This window comes from Burkholderia sp. 22313, assembly GCF_052045245.1.
Taxonomy (GTDB): Bacteria; Pseudomonadota; Gammaproteobacteria; order Burkholderiales; family Burkholderiaceae; genus Burkholderia.
Map to the genome: position 1 here is coordinate 46,356 of NZ_JBQEON010000043.1, position 14,591 is coordinate 60,946.

The 14,591-nt window shown below is 62.2% G+C and carries 11 protein-coding genes; 10 read left to right on the top strand and 1 reads right to left on the bottom strand.

The features are described 5' to 3' along the window. Positions 1 to 2 precede the first annotated feature (2 nt). Positions 3 to 749 carry a TetR/AcrR family transcriptional regulator gene (locus ACTJKF_RS27640; RefSeq protein ID WP_440627878.1) on the bottom strand — a complete coding sequence of 249 codons (747 nt, stop codon included), beginning with the start codon at positions 747 to 749 and terminating at the stop codon, positions 3 to 5. 172 nt (positions 750 to 921) lie between these two features. Here ACTJKF_RS27640 and ACTJKF_RS27645 point away from each other — a divergent pair, with 172 nt between their 5' ends. The 10 genes from ACTJKF_RS27645 (at position 922) to ACTJKF_RS27690 (ending at position 14,587) form a co-directional block, all read left to right on the top strand. After that, positions 922 to 2,103 carry an isovaleryl-CoA dehydrogenase gene (locus ACTJKF_RS27645; RefSeq protein WP_440627879.1) on the top strand — a complete coding sequence of 394 codons (1,182 nt, stop codon included), beginning with the start codon at positions 922 to 924 and terminating at the stop codon, positions 2,101 to 2,103. Between the two features lie 31 nt (positions 2,104 to 2,134). Beyond that, positions 2,135 to 3,742, top strand: a complete 1,608-nt coding sequence (locus tag ACTJKF_RS27650) for a carboxyl transferase domain-containing protein (RefSeq protein ID WP_440627881.1) — start codon at positions 2,135 to 2,137, stop codon at positions 3,740 to 3,742. 20 nt (positions 3,743 to 3,762) lie between these two features. Next, positions 3,763 to 4,548 (top strand): enoyl-CoA hydratase/isomerase family protein, encoded by a 786-nt coding sequence (locus ACTJKF_RS27655; protein ID WP_440627883.1) that lies wholly within the window; start codon positions 3,763 to 3,765, stop codon positions 4,546 to 4,548. A gap of 36 nt (positions 4,549 to 4,584) precedes the next feature. Continuing rightward, positions 4,585 to 6,585 carry an acetyl/propionyl/methylcrotonyl-CoA carboxylase subunit alpha gene (locus ACTJKF_RS27660; RefSeq protein ID WP_440627885.1) on the top strand — a complete coding sequence of 667 codons (2,001 nt, stop codon included), beginning with the start codon at positions 4,585 to 4,587 and terminating at the stop codon, positions 6,583 to 6,585. A 654-nt stretch (positions 6,586 to 7,239) separates the two neighbouring features. Then, a complete protein-coding gene (locus ACTJKF_RS27665; protein WP_440627887.1) occupies positions 7,240 to 7,422 on the top strand; it encodes an acinetodin/klebsidin/J25 family lasso peptide in 183 nt (60 codons plus the stop codon). An 88-nt stretch (positions 7,423 to 7,510) separates the two neighbouring features. Then, positions 7,511 to 8,185 carry a lasso peptide biosynthesis B2 protein gene (locus tag ACTJKF_RS27670; protein WP_440627889.1) on the top strand — a complete coding sequence of 225 codons (675 nt, stop codon included), beginning with the start codon at positions 7,511 to 7,513 and terminating at the stop codon, positions 8,183 to 8,185. After that, complete coding sequence (locus ACTJKF_RS27675; RefSeq protein WP_440627891.1) at positions 8,185 to 9,867, top strand: asparagine synthase-related protein; 1,683 nt, start codon at positions 8,185 to 8,187, stop codon at positions 9,865 to 9,867. The genes ACTJKF_RS27670 and ACTJKF_RS27675 overlap by 1 nt, the downstream gene beginning before the upstream one ends. Continuing rightward, positions 9,864 to 11,612, top strand: a complete 1,749-nt coding sequence (locus ACTJKF_RS27680) for an ATP-binding cassette domain-containing protein (protein ID WP_440627893.1) — start codon at positions 9,864 to 9,866, stop codon at positions 11,610 to 11,612. The genes ACTJKF_RS27675 and ACTJKF_RS27680 overlap by 4 nt, the downstream gene beginning before the upstream one ends. A gap of 166 nt (positions 11,613 to 11,778) precedes the next feature. Beyond that, complete coding sequence (locus tag ACTJKF_RS27685) at positions 11,779 to 12,921, top strand: DUF2827 domain-containing protein (protein ID WP_440627895.1); 1,143 nt, start codon at positions 11,779 to 11,781, stop codon at positions 12,919 to 12,921. A 646-nt stretch (positions 12,922 to 13,567) separates the two neighbouring features. Then, positions 13,568 to 14,587, top strand: coding sequence for an IS30 family transposase (locus ACTJKF_RS27690; protein ID WP_440624553.1), 1,020 nt, complete (start codon positions 13,568 to 13,570; stop codon positions 14,585 to 14,587). The last annotated feature ends 4 nt before the right edge of the window (positions 14,588 to 14,591 follow it).

The window sequence follows — 14,591 nt, forward strand, 5'->3', positions numbered from 1 at the left end:
CGTCACGCGCTTGATGCGTCCCCTTCCAGCCGCCGCACCGCTTCCGCGACCTCGTTCCTGAAGCGCACCAGCGCCGCCTGCTCCGGCGCGGGCGGCTGCACGGCCGCCCACAGCATGTCGATCAGCTGCGTGGCCGTCGTTTCCGTATCGAGCTTGCGGTGCCCGAGGATCGCATCCCACAGCACGTGCTCGATCGGCCCGAACACCATCGAGCGCAGCAGGCTCAGCGGCATGTCGCGGCGCACCTGTCCGGCCGCCTGGCCGCGTGCGAGCACGTCCATCAGCGGCGCCGTATAGCGGCGCTGCAGCGCGGTGAGCTCGTCGCTCAGCGCGTGCTGCTTCGCCCGGCCTTCCGACAGCACCAGCGCGCACAGCCCCGTGCCGTTCACCAGCATCAGCCGCAAGTGCGTGCGCACGATGAACGCGAACTGCTGCTGCACCGACGCTTCCAGCGGCATCCCGTGTTCGAACGCGGCAATGATTTCGTCGTACCAGTCGGCGATCACGCGTGCGCAGAGTTCGCGCTTGCCGCGGAAATAGCTGAACACCGTCGCCTCCGACACGCCGACGCGCTGCGCGATCTCGGCGGCCGTCGCATGCTCGTAACCCTTTTCGGCGAACACGTCACGACCGGCGCGCAGGATGTCCTGCACGCGCTGCTGGGACTTGCGCCCGGCGGGTGCGCGCGACGAGTCGGCGCGATCGGCTTTGGCGGTGGCGGTCATGGTATCGGCGGTAGCGGCTGTCATGGTGCAATGATATCTGAGTGTCACTCAAAAAACTATTGACGCCAGGCCGGACGAGGCGCGAAACTGTGCAAAATTTCCGCTGTATTGGCTTAATGAATCGACGCATTGAACCGATTTGAGCGAAACTCAGAAATCGGCGCATGCGCCCCACTTTCTGGAACACGGAGGAGACATGATCAACCTGCCCGGCGTGCAATTCATGCTCGGTGAAGACATCGAGATGCTGCGCGACGCCGTCGCGACGTTTGCGGCGAAGGAAATCACGCCGCGCGCGGCGGAAGTCGACCGTACCGACCAGTTCCCGATGGATCTGTGGAAGAAGTTCGGCGATCTCGGCGTGCTCGGCATGACCGTCTCCGAGGAATACGGCGGCGCGAACATGGGCTACACCGCGCACATGGTCGCGATGGAGGAAATCTCGCGCGCGTCGGCGTCGATCGGCCTGTCGTACGGCGCGCACTCGAACCTGTGCGTGAACCAGATCCACCGCAACGGCACCGACGCGCAGAAGCAGAAGTACCTGCCGAAGCTCGTGTCGGGCGAACACATCGGCGCGCTCGCGATGAGCGAGCCGAACGCCGGCTCCGACGTCGTCAGCATGAAGCTGCGTGCGGACAAGCGCGGCGACCGCTACGTGCTCAACGGCACGAAGATGTGGATCACCAACGGCCCGGATTGCGACACGCTCGTCGTCTACGCGAAGACGGACGTCGCGGCGAATTCGCGCGGCATCACCGCGTTCATCGTCGAGAAGGGCATGAAAGGCTTCTCGGTCGCGCAGAAGCTCGACAAGCTCGGCATGCGCGGGTCGCATACGGGCGAGCTCGTGTTCCAGGACGTCGAGGTGCCGGAAGAGAACATCCTCGGCCAGCTCAACGGCGGCGTGAAGGTGCTGATGAGCGGCCTCGACTACGAGCGCGCGGTGCTGTCGGGCGGCCCGACGGGCATCATGGCCGCGTGTCTCGACGCGGTGGTGCCGTATATCCACGACCGCAAGCAGTTCGGCCAGTCGATCGGCGAATTCCAGCTGATCCAGGGCAAGGTCGCCGACATGTACACCACGTTCCAGGCGTGCCGCGCGTACCTGTATGCAGTGGGCCGCCATCTCGACTCGGCGGGCAGCGACCATATTCGCCAGGTCCGCAAGGACTGCGCGGGCGTGATTCTCTACACGGCCGAGAAGGCGACGTGGATGGCCGGCGAGGCGATCCAGATCCTCGGCGGCAACGGCTACATCAACGAATACCCGGTCGGGCGCCTGTGGCGCGATGCGAAGCTGTACGAGATCGGCGCCGGCACGAGCGAGATTCGCCGGATGCTGATCGGCCGCGAGCTGTTCGCGGAAACGATGTAACGCCCCACGTCACGCGAACGGAGCCCCGTCGATGCCGATCATCGAATCGAAACTGAACCCGCGTTCGGAAGAATTCCGCGCGAACGCCGCGGCGCTGGAGGCGGTCGTCGCCGACCTGCGCGCGAAGATCGAACAGCTCGCGCAAGGCGGCGGCCCGGCCGCGCGCGACAAGCACCTGTCGCGCGGCAAGCTGCTGCCGCGCGACCGGATCGCGCAATTGCTCGATCCCGGCGCGCCGTTCCTCGAGCTGTCGCAGCTCGCGGCGAACGGCATGTACAACGACGACGCGCCGGGCGCGGGCGTGATCACCGGGATTGGCCGGATCGCGGGCCGCGAGTGCGTGATCGTGTGCAACGACGCGACGGTCAAGGGCGGCACCTACTACCCGATGACCGTGAAGAAGCACCTGCGCGCGCAGGAGATCGCCGCGGAAAACCGGTTGCCGTGCGTGTACCTCGTCGATTCGGGCGGCGCGAACCTGCCGAACCAGGACGACGTGTTTCCCGATCGCGACCACTTCGGCCGCATCTTCTTCAACCAGGCGACGATGTCGGCCGCGGGGATCGCGCAGATCGCGGTCGTGATGGGTTCGTGCACGGCGGGCGGTGCGTATGTGCCGGCGATGAGCGACGAGTCGATCATCGTGAAGAACCAGGGCACGATTTTCCTCGGCGGCCCGCCGCTCGTGAAGGCCGCGACCGGCGAGGAAGTGAGCGCCGAGGATCTCGGCGGCGGCGACGTGCATACGCGCCTGTCCGGCGTGGTCGACCATCTCGCGCAGAACGATTCGCATGCGCTGTCCATCGCGCGCAACATCGTCGGCCACCTGGCGCCGAAGATCGCGTCGCCGGTCGCGCTGCGCGAACCGAAGCCGCCGCGCTACGACACGAACAGCCTGTACGGCGTGATTCCGGTCGACACGCGCAAGCCGTTCGACGTGCGCGAAGTGATCGCGCGCATCGTCGACGATTCGGAGTTCGACGAATTCAAGGCGCGCTTCGGCACGACGCTCGTCACGGGCTTCGCGCACATCTGGGGCCATCCGGTCGGGATCGTCGCGAACAACGGCATCCTGTTCTCCGAATCGGCCGTGAAGGGCGCACATTTCATCGAGCTGTGCTGCCAGCGCAAGATCCCGCTCGTGTTCCTGCAGAACATCACGGGCTTCATGGTCGGCCGCAAGTACGAGAACGAAGGCATCGCACGTCATGGCGCGAAGATGGTGACGGCCGTGTCGAACGCCAAGGTGCCGAAGTTCACGGTGATCATCGGCGGCTCGTTCGGTGCCGGCAACTACGGGATGTGCGGCCGCGCATTCGATCCGCGTTTCCTGTGGATGTGGCCGAATGCACGGATCTCCGTGATGGGCGGCGAGCAGGCCGCATCGGTGCTCGCGACCGTGCGCCGCGACGGCATCGAGGCGAAGGGCGGCGCCTGGTCGGCCGAGGAGGAAGACGCGTTCAAGCAGCCGATTCGCGACCAGTACGAGCGCCAGGGGCATCCGTACTACGCGAGCGCGCGCTTGTGGGACGACGGCGTGATCGACCCCGCGCAGACGCGCGACGTGCTGGGGCTCGGCCTCGCCGCGTCGATGAACGCACCGATCGACGACACGCGCTTCGGCGTGTTCCGCATGTAACGGCCGGGGAGACATCACCGATGCGACACGAAACGATCAAGGTAAGCGAAGCCGGCCGCGTGGCGACCGTCACGCTCGCGCGGCCCGACGTGCGCAATGCGTTCAACGAGACGACGATCGCCGAGCTGACCACGGCGTTCGAATGGCTCGACGCGCACGAAGGCGTGCGCGCGGTCGTGCTCGCGGCCGAAGGCCCGGCGTTCTGCGCGGGCGCGGACCTGAACTGGATGAAGAAGATGGCCGGTTACTCGGATGACGAGAACCGCGCCGACGCGCGCAAGCTCGCGCGGATGCTCGAGGCGATCCATCGTTGCGGCAAGCCGGTGATCGCGCGCGTGCACGGCGACGCGTATGCGGGCGGCGTGGGGCTGGTGGCTGCGGCCGACATCGCGATTGCCGTCGACGGCGCGAAGTTCTGCCTGTCCGAAGCGCGGCTCGGGCTGATTCCCGCGACGATCGCGCCGTACGTCGTGCGCGCGATGGGCGAGCGCGCGGCGCGCCGCTACTTCACGACGGCCGAAGTGTTCGACAGCGCGCGCGCCGCGTCGCTCGGCTTCATTCACGACGCGGTGCCGGCGGAGGCGCTCGACGAAACCGTCGCGAAGCTGGCTGCGGCGCTGGTGGCGAACGGCCCCGATGCGGTGCGCGCGTGCAAGCGGCTCGTCGCCGACGTGGCCGGCCGGCCGCTCGACGCGACGCTGATCGAGCAGACCGCCGACTGGATCGCGCGGACCCGCGCCGGCGCGGAAGCGCGCGAAGGGATCGCGTCGTTCCTCGAAAAACGCACGCCTGCGTGGCGTGAATGACGGCGTGCCACTCACTTTCCGGATGACACCGAAGCCATGTTCGACAAGATTCTGATCGCCAATCGCGGCGAAATCGCCTGCCGCGTCGCCGCGACGTGCAAACGTCTCGGGATCGCGAGCGTCGCCGTCTATTCCGACGCGGACGCGAACGCGAAGCACGTCGCCGCGTGCGACGAAGCCGTGCACATCGGCGGCTCGGCGGCCGCCGACAGCTACCTGCGCATCGAGCGCATCATCGAAGCCGCGCGCGCGACCGGCGCGCAGGCCATTCACCCGGGCTACGGCTTCCTGTCGGAGAACGAGGATTTCGCGCACGCGTGCGAAGCGGCCGGCATCGCGTTCATCGGGCCGCCGGTCGACGCGATCGCGGCGATGGGCTCGAAGGCGGCCGCGAAGGCGCTGATGCATGCGGCCGCGGTGCCGCTCGTGCCCGGCTATCACGGTGACGATCAGGACCCGGCCAACCTGCATCGCGAAGCCGACGAGATCGGTTATCCGGTGCTGCTGAAGGCGAGCGCGGGCGGCGGCGGCAAGGGAATGCGCGTGGTCGAGCGCTCCGCCGATTTCCCGGCGGCGCTCGCGTCGTGCCAGCGCGAGGCCGCGAGCAGCTTCGGCAATGACCGCGTGCTGATCGAGAAATACCTGACGCGCCCGCGCCACGTCGAAGTCCAGGTGTTCGGCGACACCCACGGCAACACCGTGTACCTGTTCGATCGCGACTGCTCGGTGCAGCGCCGTCACCAGAAGGTGCTCGAGGAAGCGCCGGCGCCCGGCCTGCACGACGACGTGCGCCGCGCGATGGGCGAGGCGGCCGTCGCGGCGGCGCGTGCGGTGAATTACGTCGGTGCGGGCACCGTCGAATTCATCATGACGGGCGAAGCGTTCTACTTCATGGAAATGAACACGCGCCTGCAGGTCGAGCATCCGGTCACCGAAATGGTCACGGGTCTCGATCTCGTCGAATGGCAACTGCGCGTCGCAGCGGGCGAGCCGCTGCCATTGAAGCAGGAGGAACTGCGCGTGCAGGGCCATGCGATCGAGGCGCGCCTGTATGCGGAGAACCCGGCGCGCGGCTTCCTGCCGTCGACCGGCACGCTGAAACACCTGCGGCTGCCGGACGGCGTCGAATTCGCGATCGGCGCGCCGGTGCGCGTCGACAGCGGCGTGCGCGAAGGCGATGCGATCACGCCGTTCTACGATCCGATGATCGCGAAGCTGATCGTGCACGGCGCGGACCGCGCGGAAGCGCTCGGCCGGATGCTGCGCGCGCTGCGGGCCTGTGAAGTGGTCGGCCTGTATACGAATGCCGCGTTCCTGCAGCGGATCGTTGCGTGCGCACCATTCGCGACCGCCGATCTCGACACGGGCCTGATCGAGCGCAACCACGATGCGCTGTTCGCGCCGCAACAGCCGCCGCGCGCGACGCTCGCGCTGGCCTGCGCGGCCTTGCTCGCGCGCGAGCGCGGCGCGGCTGCGCAGGCAGGCGCGTCGCCGTGGCATTCGCTGCCGGACTGGCGGCTGAACGGCGGTTATCGCCGCACGCTCGAATGGCATGCGCCCGAGCGCGAAACGGATGTGACGGTGACCTACGAAGACGCTGGCGGCAGCGCGCGCATCGCCGCGGGCGACGCGGCCGCGCAGCCGTTTGCATGGACGCGCGGGGCGACGCCGCTCGATTTCGACGTGACGCTCGGCGGCGTGCGCAGCAGCGGCCGCGTGTATGCGGACGGCGACAGCTTCCACGTGTTCACGCAGGGTGTCGCCGAGACGTTCGAATGGCGCAACGTGCTCGCGCACGCCGGCGATGCCGAGCATGGCGGCGGCCGGCTGACCGCGCCGATGCCGGGCAAGGTGATCGCGGTGCTGGTGGAGCCGGGCCAGAAGGTCGAGGCCGGCACGCCGCTGATCGTGATGGAAGCGATGAAGATGGAACACACGATCGGCGCGCCGGGCGTGGGCGTCGTCGCGGAAGTGCTGTACGGCGTCGGCGACCAGGTCGCGGACGGTGCGCAGTTGCTGGTGATGGCGGACGCCTGAGCGCCGGGATGGGGGGGCGGCTTGGAATCTTGAGCTACACCCCGCCGACAATATGTACTTGCTCGTCGACGGGAGTTTGATCGAGCAATTCGGTCAGCGTCGCGTCGTCGACAGGGTTCTGACCAGTCGCGAGCGTTGCCGTTAACACGCTCGTTTTCGTATCGAGCCTCGACCGCACCTTGCATCAGGCAAGGTGCTTCGAATGGCCGTGTTGATTCCCCCTTTCTCCGCGCCGCAGACCTTCAGGCTCGTTGCCGTCGACGCTGTGATACAGCGGCACTGTCTGAAAAAAAGGAACTCTATGCGGAGTTCATAATTTTTAACAATTAATGAAGCAGGCCGTCTTGCTGCTGCATGTGAGCGTCAGCGCAACTGTGCGCTCAGTCGGTTCATGCGGCAGCGCCCCCCAGAACCACTGAGAGTTCAAGCCCAGTGCGGCTTCGAGTAGTCGGTAATGCATGGCTTTCGTCGGCTCCGTATGTAATGGCGAGGCATGCTTCACGCGAAAAATTCCCTCGGGGCACATGTCAATCGGCTTGACACACGGAACGGGCATTCATACATTCGAATGCGAATGCGAATCATTCGTTTTTATGGTGATGCGCATTCTTGAAGGGTTCATATGTTCATTTGATAAATTTATTGAGGAATACTATGGGAAAGAGCTCGACCAACGAATTGTTCGAAACCACGCGCGTCGGGTCTGTCGACGTTATTACGCTGAAGCAGGACGCCAGCAAGCTGACCATGGGGGGAGACGGCAGCATCGCCGAATACTTCAACCGGCCGATGAATATTCATGATTGGCAGATCATGGATTCGGGCTACTACGGCTGATCGAAAAGAAGGGCGGCTGGCTCCAATCGTGAGCCGCCGTCCTTTTTCGGTCCGGGATTGAATCACAAGCGATGCACGGGATGGCTGAATGCCTTATGCACTGAGTCGGCACGCGAGACTGGCCTGTTACGAGGATGACCTGATCATTCTCACCACCAACGACAACCGGTTCCATCTGATCAAGGGCGTGTCACGGGAAGCCGTGGCTGCCCTGTACCAGCCTATGGCGGGGTATGGGGAGACCGGCTTGCACGATGCACTGCGGATAATGGGCGTGCTGGAAGAGTCGCGCGACCGCGCAGATATGCCTCCGACCCGCTTGCAGCCGCAGAGCTATGTGGAGCAACGCTGGATGATGCCTTTGACGCGCCAGGTGCCAGCCACCTTTTGGGGAACCGGCGCATCGCTCGTTGCTCTGTATCGGGCGACGCTCATGATCAAATTCGGTGGATTCAGGCGGATCGCGTCGATCGAGAAATGGCCGGCAAGAATGGTATCCGGAGCCGTGGACGTCGACGAAACCGTGCAGACCGCCATGGCCAGTCTGAACCGAGTGTTCGCCTGCGACGTCAGCGGTAATCGATGCCTGACCTATTCGCTTGCGCTGACGCTTCTCCTGAGGCGAAAAATACCCGATGTGAATCTGGTCGTCGGGGTAAGAACGCGCCCCTTCTTCAGCCATGCATGGGTCGAAGTCGCCGGAACTGTCGTGAACGACGCTGCCGATTTGCGAAAGAACCTGGCGGTCGTCCTGGAGGTTTGATGTTCATCGCTTATCCGGAAGGCATCGCGAAGCACTTGAAATTCCTCATCGATGAATGGACGGGAAGAAATCGACTGACGACTCATCGCCACGGAAAATTCGTTGTTCGATGTTCGGAACGGTGGACGGTTTCGAAGTGGGGGAATTTCATCGAATTCTTCGAGGGTATGGCATATGAGTGGCCGACCTGTCGGGCCCGGCCACCAGCAGAGAGACGTGCTCGTCTATCGAATTCGATCGGCTATTTCACGTCGATCCTGTTGGGCGCGGACACGCTGGAGGTGGTCAGAAGCCTGTATCGCGCTACAGACATCTTCTACACCGAGTCGGACGGCATGATGCTCACCTGTAGCGAACTGGCTGTCCTCGTAGCTTTGCGTGGCGGGTTCGCAAAGCAGCGGATCGATTTCGGCTACTGCCACGATTTCATCGCGCATCTGCAAAAATTCGATGGACACACGTCGTTCGAGAACATAAACGAGGTCATGCTCGGTGAATGCATCAGGATGTCGAAATCCGGCATCATCGGTGCGACGTTCGTCAATCGGCCGATCGTTCCGAATGGCGATATCGTCGATACGCTGCGCGATACTCTCGCCGCATTTACGCAGCCTTTTGACTCGACTGTGTTGATGTTCTCGGGTGGACTGGACTCGAGCACCTTGCTTTGGACGCTGCTCGCGAACGGCACAAGGCCCCTCGTACTGCATAGCGAATCGGATCCCGACGCGAGGGACAGCGAGTATCGGGACGCGTCCGCCGTAGCGCTGGATCTCGGCTGCGAGATTCAACGTCTTGTACCCGAGCGAGAGGATTACAGCCAGGCGTTCACGATTTCCGCCGAAGGCCGGTCCTCATCTCCTCACGATGTACCGATTTTCCGATCCTGCACCTCAGCCCGTTCCGACCTGTCGATCGATGACACGTCACTTCTCGTGACAGGGCATGGCGGGGACCACGTATTCGTCCAGAACCCCGGGAGCAATTCGTGTCTCGCTGCGTTGCAGGCGGGCCGGGTACTTGAGTACATTGGAACCGTACGGAAATTGTCCAGGTTGAAGGGGCGGCGCGGTGTTGAAATCGTGTGCGACAATGTTCGCTGCCTGGTTGGGCTGCAATTCCTTGCCGGTTCGTTGCCGGCCTGGCTGCCGAGGCGGAGACAGCGGTCGTCACGCCGATCTGGTCACTATCTGATTCGGGATCTGGATTCCCGCGCCGCGAAATTCAGCCATCTCTCGGCCATCCTGCAGGCGCTGCAGTCAGTAAGCGTCCCTCGCACCGGCCCCCTCATGCTGGCACCGTTGCTGCTGCAGAACGTCATCGGACACGTGATCGAAATACCCGTCGAGGATATGTTCACGGAGACACATGACCGTGTCACGCTGCGCGAATCCATTTACAGACGGTCCGGGAAGTCGTTTGCATGGCGGCGGACGAAGCGCGCGTCGTCAGCGCATTTGTTTGAACTCCTGTCTCAATCCGAAGCGAATCTTCTGGATCTGATCGACCGTTCAGACTTTGTGCCGCTGCTGCATATCGACCGACGCGTGTTGCTTGCAGAAGTGCGGCAGAACTGCCGAGTTGCATTGAACGAGAGTTTCAAGCACATCGTCAACCTGTACAAGATTGAAGCGCATATTCGATCGATCGAACATCAATCTGCAAGGCTAACCAGACCATGAAGCGTTGGATCGGAATCTATTCTGAAGTCGGGCGTCATCTGCAGCGCCGGGAGCGTTATTTCATCGTTGCAATCCTGTTCTGCACGCTGTCAGCCGCTGCATCAATGGCGATGTCACCAGTCTTCCTGGCGAGATTGACCGACAGCCTGCTCGCGGCGGATCGCCGGATGCCCGCTTACATCATCTATCTCGCGGCGGGTTACCTGATCACCATCGCGATGCCCAAGCTTCTGGGCACCGTCGACCGTTATCTTCAGAGCATGCTTCGCCTTCGTGCAAACCGCTCGCTGCTCGCCGATTACTTCAACTACCTTTGCGGACAACCGGAAAGTTTCTTCGTCGAAAAGAATTCAGGAGAACTGACCCAGGAGATAAGCCAGGCTTCGAATGATCTATACCTTATTATCCGCAATCTCTCCACGTCGCTTATCTCTCCGATTGTCCAGGTCTGCATTGCGGTCGTGGTCCTGGCTTCCAATCGTGATTTGCTGGTTGCCGGGACGATAGCGATCTATGTTGCTCTCTTCGTGACGAATAACATGACCCACGGCAGGCGGTTGGTCAAACTGAAGTCGCGTTGCATGGATGCAGGCAGAAGATCCTTTGGGACGTTGACGGATTCGATCGCGAACATTCAGGTGGCGCGCCAGTTCAACGGGTATCAATTCTTGCTCTTCCGCTACCAAAGGGTGCTCGACGAAGATCGGCATACGCAAGGCCACTATTGGCAAATCAGCTTGCGTATGCAGTTCATTAACGCTTGCTTGTTCATCGGTCTGTTTGGCATAACATTCCTGATGGCTCTGCATGAAGTCGCAACCGGAGCGCGTTCGATCGGAGATTTTGTCCTGGTTGCGGCGTACACCGTGACGCTACTTTCGCCGATCGAAGTCCTCGGCAATATGTTTACGGAAATCACACAATCGCTGACCACGTTCCGGCGATTCCTCGATAAGCTGTCCACTACCACTGCGCCGTGGTCCCGGTTCAACCCGACGCCGCCGGCCAAATCTGCTGCACCCGCAATCGAATTCGAGCGCGTTTGCGTGACTTACCCGGGAGCGAACCGACAATCCCTGCATGATATTGGTTTCACTATCGATTCAGGAACACGAGTCGCCATCACTGGACCAAGCGGTGCAGGGAAGAGTACGCTTGTCAAGGCGCTTACGAGGCAGCTTGTCCCGGACGAGGGGGCGATCCGGATATTTGGAGAGGACATTGGGTGCATCGATGGGCAGACGTTGAGCCAACGCGTCGGTTGCGTTTCACAGGACGTGTTCCTGTTCAAGGACACGCTGCGCTTCAATTTGCAGATCGCGTGTCCGGACGCATCCGACGTGGACCTGACCACCGCACTCGAATACGCCGGGTTGAATGATCTGCTTGCTCAACTGCCGGAGGGGCTCGACACGATGCTCGGCGATCGCGGTGCCACACTCTCGGGCGGCCAAAGGCAGAGGCTTGCTTTGGCGAGGTTGTTTCTGCGCGCGCCGGATATCGTGCTCATCGACGAGGGAACGTCGTCGCTGGATCTCGTCACCGAGCAGTTCGTGCTCGACAGGATTTTCGAGGTCTTTTCAGGCAAGACAATCGTCATGATCACGCACCGGCCAAGCACGATGGCGAAGGTGGATGCGGTGATCGTCATCTCCGACGGCCGGATCGACGACCACGCCGAACCCGAGTTGCTCCGATCGAGGAACACGTTTTTTGCGCAAGTGGTTGAATCCGGCGTTCGCTAGCCGTAACAATCGCATGAAGGGCTCTGAGTAAGCAGGTGTTCGGCCCCTGACCATACATGACAGTCAGGTGACCCGAAGTCCTCTAGACTGGCCGCTTTCGCGGAGTTGCCTGCCTTGGGCGCGGCCGCGCTACACTGCGTCCATTCACTCTCCCATCCCGCCGACGATGACGTCTCCTGTCCTGAACGGCCTGCGCATCGGCATCACGATCGGCCTGCGCACGCCCGACGAAAGCCTGTGGATCAACGGCATCAAGCAGAACGCGCTGTTTCTCGCGAAGCTGCTGATGGCGTCGCCGCACGGCTACCGCGTGACGCTGGTCAACACGACCGACGTGCCGCTCACCGATGCGCTGCCGTGGGATCGCACCGTGTTCGACACGCGCGCGTTTGCCGACATGAAGGATGCGCTCGACGTGGTGATCGAACTCGGCGGCCAGATCGACGGTGTGCAGACGGCGTACCTGAAGGCGCGGGGCGCGAAGATCGTCAGCTATTGCTGCGGCGTCGAGTACATCAACGCGATGGAATCGATGCTGTTCGGCCGCCGGATGTGGGATTCGCTGTTCATCAACCGCGGCTACGACGAGGTGTGGGCGATTCCGCAGATCGCGCCGTCGTCGCTGCCGTTCCTGCAGTCGCTGCGCCGATGTCCGGGGCGCGTCGTGCCGTTCGTGTGGGATCCGATGTTCCTGAGCGCGCGCGCGGCCTCGCTTCCCGAGCGCGGCGAATACCGGCCGCGCAGCGAGCCGGGCAAGCGGCTCACGGTGATGGAGCCGAACCACAACGTCGTGAAGTTCTGCGTGTACCCGATGCTGATCATCGACGAAGCGTATCGCCGCGACCCCGATGCGATCTGCTTCACGCACGTGACGAATGCCGACCGCCTCGCGCACGACAGCCCCGAGTTCGTGATGCTGATGAACTACCTGGACATCGTGCGCGCGGGCAAGGCGAGCTTCGTCGGGCGGTTCGACACGCCGCTGTTCCTGGCCGACCTGACCGACGTCGTCGTGTCGCACCAATGGTCGAACCCGCTCAACTACTTCTATTTCGACGTGTGCTGGCAAGGTTATCCGCTGGTGCACAACGCGAGCCTCGCGCCGGATCTCGGCTATTACTATCCGGACAACGACGTGCAGAAGGGGGCGGACGCGCTACTGCGCGCGCTGCACATGCACGACGACGACTGGGAAGGATACACGCGGCGCCAGCGCGAGATGCTCGGCCGCTATACGTCGGCGAACCCGGCACTTGTCGCCGAATACGACGTGCTGCTCGCGAACCTGATCGGCGCGACGGCCGGGTAAGGGCGCGTCGCGCGTCGCTTGCCGGCATTCGGGTGGTTGCGGGTTAATGGCGGATGAAATAACGCCGTTAAAAAAGAAACCACCGAACCGGGGAGATTCGGTGGTTTTTGAAGGCACGAATTCGACGGCTCCGAGGGAAGTCCGTCGAAAATAACTTTATAGGTTAACTATCTGGAAAGATTGTTAAATATCGTGCGATCGGGTGTTGTTTTGTAATTCGGATCGCTATTGTCTGCTTGATGGAATTGGATTTCGTTTAAAATATTCATAAAATCGTTTGAAACGACGAAATTGCATTCTGCGGCGACCGAATGCCTGACGCGATCCGGTGCGGCGGTGCCAGGTGCGACGCTCTTGATTTGTCATACAAAGCAGCCGGCAGCCTTTTTTGAAACGTTTGCGCGATAAAAATAAATTTGGCCGGCATCGCGTGAAAGAGTGCGGTCAACGAGCACGATTGAAATCGCGCTGACGGTTTTGTGTAACCTCCCGCACCGTCTTTGAGTCGCAGATGTGTTGTATTTTCCATGTTTGAATATCATTGGCAATATCGGATTTGACGGCGTGCCTAAATGAAAAGTACGCTCCCGGAAAAGCTTAATCTCTAGTTCCAAGTGCAACACCTTGAATCAAGTAAGGTGTTGTGATGAAGAAGTACCAGCATCTGAGCGCGGAGGACCGCGCGGCAATCATGATCGAACGTCAGCGGGGAACCAGCATGCGAGAGATCGCACGGCGATTGGGGCGCAGCGCTTCGACGGTTTCTCGCGAACTGGCTCGTAATCGGAATGCGGCAACGCCGCGCTACGAAGCAACCCAGGCGGCCTCGTCCTATCGGCTTCGCCGTCGGCGCTGCGTACGGCGTCGTAAGTTGAGCGAAGGCAGTACGCTGTACTGGCATGTGCATCATCAACTGGTCTATCGACGCTGGTCGCCGCAGCAAATTGCTGCCAGACTCCGCGACATGCATCCAGACAATCCTGACCAGCGCGTCAGCCACGAAACGATTTACGCCGCGATCTATACCCATCCCCGAGGTGGACTCAAGCAGGCGATGATCGAGGCGCTTCGCCAAGAGAAGCCTGCGCGCGGCACCACCCGTCGAACCCTTGCGCGCAAGAGCTTCGTGCCGGATGAATTGCGCATCATTCATCGGCCTGAGCAGATTGAAACGCGGCAATGGCCGGGACATTGGGAGGGCGACCTCGTCAAAGGCGCGTTCAATCGATCCTGCGTTGGAACGCTGGTCGAGCGTAAAACACGGTTCGTCGTGCTGTGCCGCATGGACGGCTGTACCGCCCAAGACGCACTCGAGGGCTTCACGCGCCAGATGAAGAAGGTGCCGGCCTTCCTGCGTGAGAGCCTGACGTACGACCGTGGATCGGAGATGACCTGTCATGTCGAGCTTGCCGAGCGACTGAACCTCGATATCTGGTTCGCGGATCCATACGCTCCGTGGCAGCGCGGCAGCAACGAGAACACAAACGGCCTGCTACGCCAGTTCTTGCCAAAGGGCATGGACCTCTCGGGCGTCACGCAGACGCAATTGAACGATATCGCCAAGCTGCTCAATGGACGTCCTCGCCAGACGCTCGGTTGGAAAACGCCCGAGGAAGCCATGGCCATGGAACTGGCAGCCGAGGGGTTAGCAAAACGTTGCACTTGACTCT

Bases quoted from the DNA above. Each gene is read 5' to 3' on its own strand.
- ACTJKF_RS27640 (WP_440627878.1), bottom strand. From the start codon at position 749: ATGACAGCCGCTACCGCCGATACCATGACCGCCACCGCCAAAGCCGAT.
- ACTJKF_RS27645 (WP_440627879.1), top strand. From the start codon at position 922: ATGATCAACCTGCCCGGCGTGCAATTCATGCTCGGTGAAGACATCGAG.
- ACTJKF_RS27650 (WP_440627881.1), top strand. From the start codon at position 2,135: ATGCCGATCATCGAATCGAAACTGAACCCGCGTTCGGAAGAATTCCGC.
- ACTJKF_RS27655 (WP_440627883.1), top strand. From the start codon at position 3,763: ATGCGACACGAAACGATCAAGGTAAGCGAAGCCGGCCGCGTGGCGACC.
- ACTJKF_RS27660 (WP_440627885.1), top strand. From the start codon at position 4,585: ATGTTCGACAAGATTCTGATCGCCAATCGCGGCGAAATCGCCTGCCGC.
- ACTJKF_RS27665 (WP_440627887.1), top strand. From the start codon at position 7,240: ATGGGAAAGAGCTCGACCAACGAATTGTTCGAAACCACGCGCGTCGGG.
- ACTJKF_RS27670 (WP_440627889.1), top strand. From the start codon at position 7,511: ATGCCTTATGCACTGAGTCGGCACGCGAGACTGGCCTGTTACGAGGAT.
- ACTJKF_RS27675 (WP_440627891.1), top strand. From the start codon at position 8,185: ATGTTCATCGCTTATCCGGAAGGCATCGCGAAGCACTTGAAATTCCTC.
- ACTJKF_RS27680 (WP_440627893.1), top strand. From the start codon at position 9,864: ATGAAGCGTTGGATCGGAATCTATTCTGAAGTCGGGCGTCATCTGCAG.
- ACTJKF_RS27685 (WP_440627895.1), top strand. From the start codon at position 11,779: ATGACGTCTCCTGTCCTGAACGGCCTGCGCATCGGCATCACGATCGGC.
- ACTJKF_RS27690 (WP_440624553.1), top strand. From the start codon at position 13,568: ATGAAGAAGTACCAGCATCTGAGCGCGGAGGACCGCGCGGCAATCATG.